The organism is Treponema sp., assembly GCF_045657965.1.
In the GTDB taxonomy this organism is placed as follows: domain Bacteria; phylum Spirochaetota; class Spirochaetia; order Treponematales; family Treponemataceae; genus Treponema_D.
The window spans coordinates 1-5901 of sequence record NZ_JAZOUG010000056.1 but is presented as its reverse complement, the minus strand read 5'-3'; the positions used below and the strand labels follow the sequence as shown (position 1 = coordinate 5901).

Genomic DNA, 5901 nt, shown 5'->3' with positions numbered 1-5901 from the left:
CTGTTTATTTTGGAGGACAGGCAACTTCAAAGACTGTTTCATCTTCTTCATCTTCAGCAGCTCTTAATTACCTTGTACCAGTTCTTTATCCGGAACAGGGTGCAACAGATGTCTTTACTGATACACAGCTAGTTTTAACATTTGAAAGTGAACCTTCTTTAGTTTCTGGTACTGCAGTTACGATTTCTGATTCAAGTTCTACTGTAGATACGATAACTGTTAATTCTACAACAGCCGACGAATCTCAGAGTACACAGAGCGGCTACACTGTAAATGTAGGAAACCAGCAGCAGGTTCGTACAGACGGAAATTCTGTTTACATTCAGCCGCATTACAATGGTACTACAAGTGCAACCGTTCTTCAGGGGTTAACCACCTATACAGTTGATGTAAGTGATATAATTAACATTCCTTCTTCATACGACGGATTTTTATTTGAAGACGGAACAACCGACTGGAGTTTTACCACAAAAGCAGCCGCCTCTGCCGCCGCCACAATGACAGTCAGCAACGCCACAACCAATAACAGCGCAGACTTCTTCTCGGTTTACGGAGCTTTGTTCGCAGCTGCCAGCAAGTCTAGCGGCACATACGAAATTGACATTGCCGCAACTGGAACGCCGTACTATGAGCTGATTTCTGTTCAGGGTAAGGGCGCACACATCATCTTAAAAGGTCAGGGTACCGCAACCTACGGAAGCGATGTTGTTATTGAGTATGTAAACAATGTGTACATGAATAACTCAACGCACACACGTCCGTCGTTCTACTTTAAGGGCAGCGGCGATTTAACATTTGAAAATGTAACGCTCAAAAATCTTACCCAGCGTACAACTTCGTATACTGCGGATGGCTCGTATACTTCAAACGGAAGCTACCAGGCTGAAACCTTGTATTATGCCTGCTCAACAGGCTATGTAAATGCCTATAATTCTTCATTTGTAAGCCTGCAGGATACCATTCTAACAGCTGGTGATAAGGTCTGGTTCTACGGCTCTTATGTTGCCGGTGATGTTGACTTTATGTGGGGTACCAGCTCTGTTGCTCTGTTTGAAAACTGCGCTATCGAATGTCTGAACACGAGTGCAACTGCCGCCTATCTTTTTGAAACACGAGTCGGCTCAACAAGCGGAACATCTATAGGTAAAGGCTACGTCCTCTTGAATTCAACTGTTACGGTAGACAGTGGTGTTACCGCTTACTATGCCCGCCGTGCAACAGGAAAATCAAGCACAACATATTACGACCAGGCTGCAATCGTAAACTCAACATTCTCTGGAAGCGGTTCACTGGCAGCTAGCCGCTGGTATATTGGAAACGAACCGGAATATTTGAGCGATACTTTGTATGGTTCCAGCGCAGATGTCGGCTGGAAAGAATACGGCGTTACAAACAGCACCGCAACAAGCTCAACTACAAGCACCTCTGCTTACGGTACAATTACAGACACCGAGTATACAAATGAGTACTCTGGCCGCCATGCAATTTTGAACCGTTACTACGACATCACTAATGCCTGCTATGCAAAAGACAGCTCGACAAACTGGGATATTGACACGCTCATTTCTGACCGCGGATACACTGTAGCCGATGACAGCTCAAGCGAAACTTTGAGCGGAGAAGCAGTAACAACAAGTGTTGTGTATGATTTTTCTAGCGCAAATCCTACAACTTACACTGATTTAACCTGTACAAGTATCGGCTGGAATAACAGTGCCTACGCCTCTGGTGGCAATGGCTCTTCAATCAGTTTTGCTGTAACAGATGCCTGCACCGTAACTGTGTATTACTGCTATGCAGCAAGCGGTACCATTACTGCCGGAAGCCAGTCTTCAACTTCATTCAGTACAAGTTCTGGCTCAACATCTCAGATTGATTCAACGGTATATGAAGTAACAGCGGCGAGTACGGTTACTGTTGCCTATACGGGAACAACATACCTGACAAAAATCGTCGTAACCTACACTACCGCTAACAGCGAAGAATCAACTAGTGAGGAATCCTCAACTGGCAGCGAAGAAACTTCCGAAACTACGACCGTAATGTGGAATGCTAGTGATTACGAGGTAGCTACCATTACTAGTACGGATTCTACAAATTATGGAATTATGACGCTCATTGGAACTTCATCAGCTTCGCTAGCTATTGCGTCTTGTACTTCAACAACGATAGGCGATTATACATTTACAAAACAATTGCAGTTAGGCGGAAGTGGTTCTACAACAAGCCGTGCTATGCAGTTCACTTTGACGGACGCTGCTTCAATAACTGTATATGCTGTTTCTGGAAAAACAAGTGCTAGCAGAACTCTTAACGTGTCTAATGGTTCTACCGTTGTCGGTTCTGGAAGTTTGACTACAGCAGACTCGTTTACGGTAAATAATCTTTCTGCTGGTACATATTACATCTATTCAGGTGGAAGCGGAATTAATGTATATGGCGTAGAGATTGTTTACGGTTCAACAACAGATGGCGTAAGCTCTGTTACAATTTCCGGCTCGGCAGCGATGATTGCAGGTAACTCTGTTACTCTTACCGCAACCCCGGACGTAACACCAACTGACGAAACATACACATGGGCAATTGCAAGCGGTTCTGACTATGTAACGCTTGCTTCAACAACAACAAGCTCAATGGTCGTAACAGGAACTGCTGCCGGAACTGCAACCATTACTGCAACTGTAGACGGCGTTACAAGCTCTGCATTTACGGTAACGGTAAAGGCAAGTGCAAGCGATTTTATCAATGATGACGGAAGCACAATCTCAGACAGCGACAGTTCAGCTAGAAGCAGCACGCTTACAATTTCTTCAAGCGATGTTCCGACCGGCTATGCGGGAGTCAGCTATTCTTCTACCTACGGTTCAACAACCTACACAAGCGTTACTGTTACTAGCCGCTCAGACCTTGTAACATACGCAAAGGCTGGCAACTACTTCATCATTGTTGACGGCATGATTGATATGACTGACGGTTTGCTGCCTTCAACCGGTGGCGGAACAACAACTTCGCTCGACAGCTTTGTAAATACAACATCTGGCGGAACATATTCAGACTATGAAGCATGGGTTGCAGCTTACGCTGCTGCCTGCAGCACAACAAGTGATGATGAAACATCTGGCAGTGGCAACACCGCTTTGTACGATGATTTGCGGAAACTCAGCGACACTTACAAGAGTCAGATTCAGCTTGTTGTAAAATCAAACACAATCATTGTTGGTAAAGACGCTTCAAGCGGAATTAAGGGTGCTAATATCAGCATGTCCGGAGTCTCAAATGTACAGCTTCGTAACCTCGTCATTCAGGATGCCTACGACCCGTTCCCCCACCACGAAGTAAAGGATGACGGCGTAACAAGCGACGGCTACAACGCACAGTGGGACTGCATTACCATTCAGGGCAGCTGTTCTTACATCTGGATTGACCACTGTACTATTCAGGATACTATGACGCTCTCTCATGTGTATACAGGCGGAACCACAGAAGAAAAGTGGCAGACTTATGACGGCTTACTCGACATTAAGGGAACAGGCGCAAATATCACCGTTTCTTACTGTAAGTTCAAAAACCATGACAAGACTTCTTTGATTGGTTCTAGCGATAGCGAGGGAAGTGCATCTACACGTCTGATTACGTATCACCACAACTATTTCTACAACTGTGGTCAGCGTCTGCCGATGGTCCGTAACACGACAATGCACCTGTACAACAACTACTATGCTTACTCAAGCGGCACATATACCCAGCAGTATGCGGTAGGCGTACGCAAAGGCTCTGTAATTTACGCAGAAAACAACTATTTTGACAGTGGCATTAAGTACGCTTTCAGTGACAGTGGCTCTTCTTCAACAAGCGGAACACTGTACGCCAGCGGAAACACGAACAATGCTTCAAGCGGAACTTCGCTTACAAATACCGTAGGTGACACGCTCTTCTCCGCAGGACCTGCTGCCTACACCTACAGCGCAGATACAGCCGCAACCGTGCAATCAAACCTGCCGAGCGAGGCTGGAGCAGGTGATGTAACAATCAATTAATTTACAATAAAAAATCCCCACTGCGCTTTGCAATGGGGATAAGATTTGAGTTTTGTTAAAAATTAGAAGTGTGATTCTGTAATTTATTATCTTTTTAATAATTTTCCTGCCCAAGAACTGCATTTCCCTCCAATAACTATATGTATGAAATTACAAAAGGAGGCAGAAATGCAGGAAAAACAGATGACAATCAGAGAAAAGTGGGAAAGTCTGACACTGGCAGACAATTTCGTGTTCGGAAAAATCATGTCGAACAAAGATGTCTGTAAAACACTTCTCGAAATGATGCTTAATATAAAAATTACAGACATCGAATATCCGGAACAGGAAAAAACTTTACAGGCAAGCTACGGAGCCCGCGGAATCAGAATGGATGTTCACACAAGCGACCCGGAGCGCGACTTTGACATTGAGATGCAGACAATCTTACGAAGTGACCTGTCAAAAAGGGCACGCTATTACCAGTCACTTATGGATGTTGAATTTTTACAGAAAGGAAATCCGTATTCAAGTTTAAAAGACAATTTTGTAATCTTTATATGCCTCGAGGATTTATTCAATAAAGGTCTTCCAGTTTACAGTTTTGAAAACATCTGCGCAGAAAACAGCACAATAAAATTAAATGACAGAAGCTTTAAAATATTTTATAATGTAAGTGCCAGAGATAAAATAAAAAATACAGAACTTCGGGATTTTTTTTGAATATTTAGTTTCAAAAGAGTCAAAATCAACCTATACAGATAAACTGAAGGAGCTTATGGATACATTAAAAATGTCACCGCGCGAATACAAAGAATACATGGATTTGCAGATGCTCCGTGAAGACGAGCGAAATCAAGGAATTTCTCAAGGTTTAAAGCAGGGAGAACACAACAAAGCAATTGAAACAGCAAGAATCCTCAAACAATCAAATATTGCTCTTGATGTGATTTTGAAATCCACTGGTCTTTCCATCGAAGAAATCAACTCACTTTAAGCAAGAAAATCCCCACTGCGCTTTGCAATGGGGATTTTCTTCCCATAATTTAGAAAGTAAGTTAGATGTGATTACAATTACATCTGTACACGCAAGATAACAGGAACTGCAAATGTATGGAATGCTTTTCCTTCGTTAGCTTCGTTGATGTTTGATACGCACTCTACAACACCAACATGAACAAATGCTTTTGCAGCTGCGTAGAACTGACACCACAATGAAGCACGGAGATCAATCTGTGAATCTACAGATGTATTCTTTGCTTTTGTTGTGTCTGTATCAAGACCTGGTTTATCACCCAATGTAATCATATCTCCGACAATACCTGTAACTGCAAATTTGTCATTAACCTTGTATCGAACAAGGATGTTGTTAGACATAATCTGTGTATTGTTAAGTGTATCTCCAGCAACTTTTCCCAGACTTTTTGGTTCTACACTTTTAGGAGCGATACCTTTTGTTGACGAACATTTAGCACTGAAAGCTACAACGCCATCATCAGTAACTGCACTCAAAGCGTTGAATGAAGAAATGCTCAAAGCACCAGCAACATAGCGTGCACGTAAGTCAGCACCCCAGTCAGTGAATTTGCCATCAATCAAAGAACCGTTACCACCGACAGTCAAAGCAAGACCGTCCATAATTTTTGGCTGAACATAAGCACCGAATGCAACAGCAGTTGCTTCTTCTTTAGCAGCATCGCCGGTTTCGCTCTTTTTCAATGAGCCGTAGTCGCCAACTTTTACGATTGCTTCTGCTTTACCGAAGCCGAAACTTCCGTCAGCAAGGAAAGCGATTGAATGGTTAGACCATGTTGTTGGTGTAGTACTGGCAGTATCTTTATTTGCATTTTCCTGTTTTGCATAAGCTGCATTTGTTCTATCTGAA

At 43.1% G+C, this 5901-nt stretch carries 4 protein-coding genes; 3 read left to right on the top strand and 1 reads right to left on the bottom strand.

Translation table 11 applies throughout. The features are described from left to right. From ACKI5B_RS02075 to ACKI5B_RS02065, 3 genes are all read left to right on the top strand, one after another. The coding region (locus ACKI5B_RS02075) for a pectate lyase family protein (protein ID WP_407425342.1) at positions 1-4037 on the top strand (4037 nt) is incomplete at its 5' end. A gap of 168 nt (positions 4038-4205) precedes the next feature. Further along, complete coding sequence (locus ACKI5B_RS02070; RefSeq protein ID WP_407425340.1) at positions 4206-4739, top strand: Rpn family recombination-promoting nuclease/putative transposase; 534 nt, start codon at positions 4206-4208, stop codon at positions 4737-4739. A 55-nt stretch (positions 4740-4794) separates the two neighbouring features. Further along, the gene (locus tag ACKI5B_RS02065; RefSeq protein WP_407425339.1) at positions 4795-5013 is read left to right on the top strand and encodes a hypothetical protein; all 219 of its coding nucleotides are present in this window, start codon (positions 4795-4797) and stop codon (positions 5011-5013) included. Positions 5014-5090: 77 nt separating this feature from the next. On the opposite strand, the gene ACKI5B_RS02060 is transcribed toward ACKI5B_RS02065, so the two are convergent. Then, positions 5091-5901, bottom strand: an 811-nt coding sequence (locus tag ACKI5B_RS02060; RefSeq protein WP_407425338.1) for a hypothetical protein, incomplete at its 5' end; no start/stop codon positions are given.

Excerpts from the sequence above, each read along its gene's own strand:
- ACKI5B_RS02070 (WP_407425340.1), top strand. The coding sequence starts at position 4,206 with ATGCAGGAAAAACAGATGACAATCAGAGAAAAGTGGGAAAGTCTGACA.
- ACKI5B_RS02065 (WP_407425339.1), top strand. The coding sequence starts at position 4,795 with ATGGATACATTAAAAATGTCACCGCGCGAATACAAAGAATACATGGAT.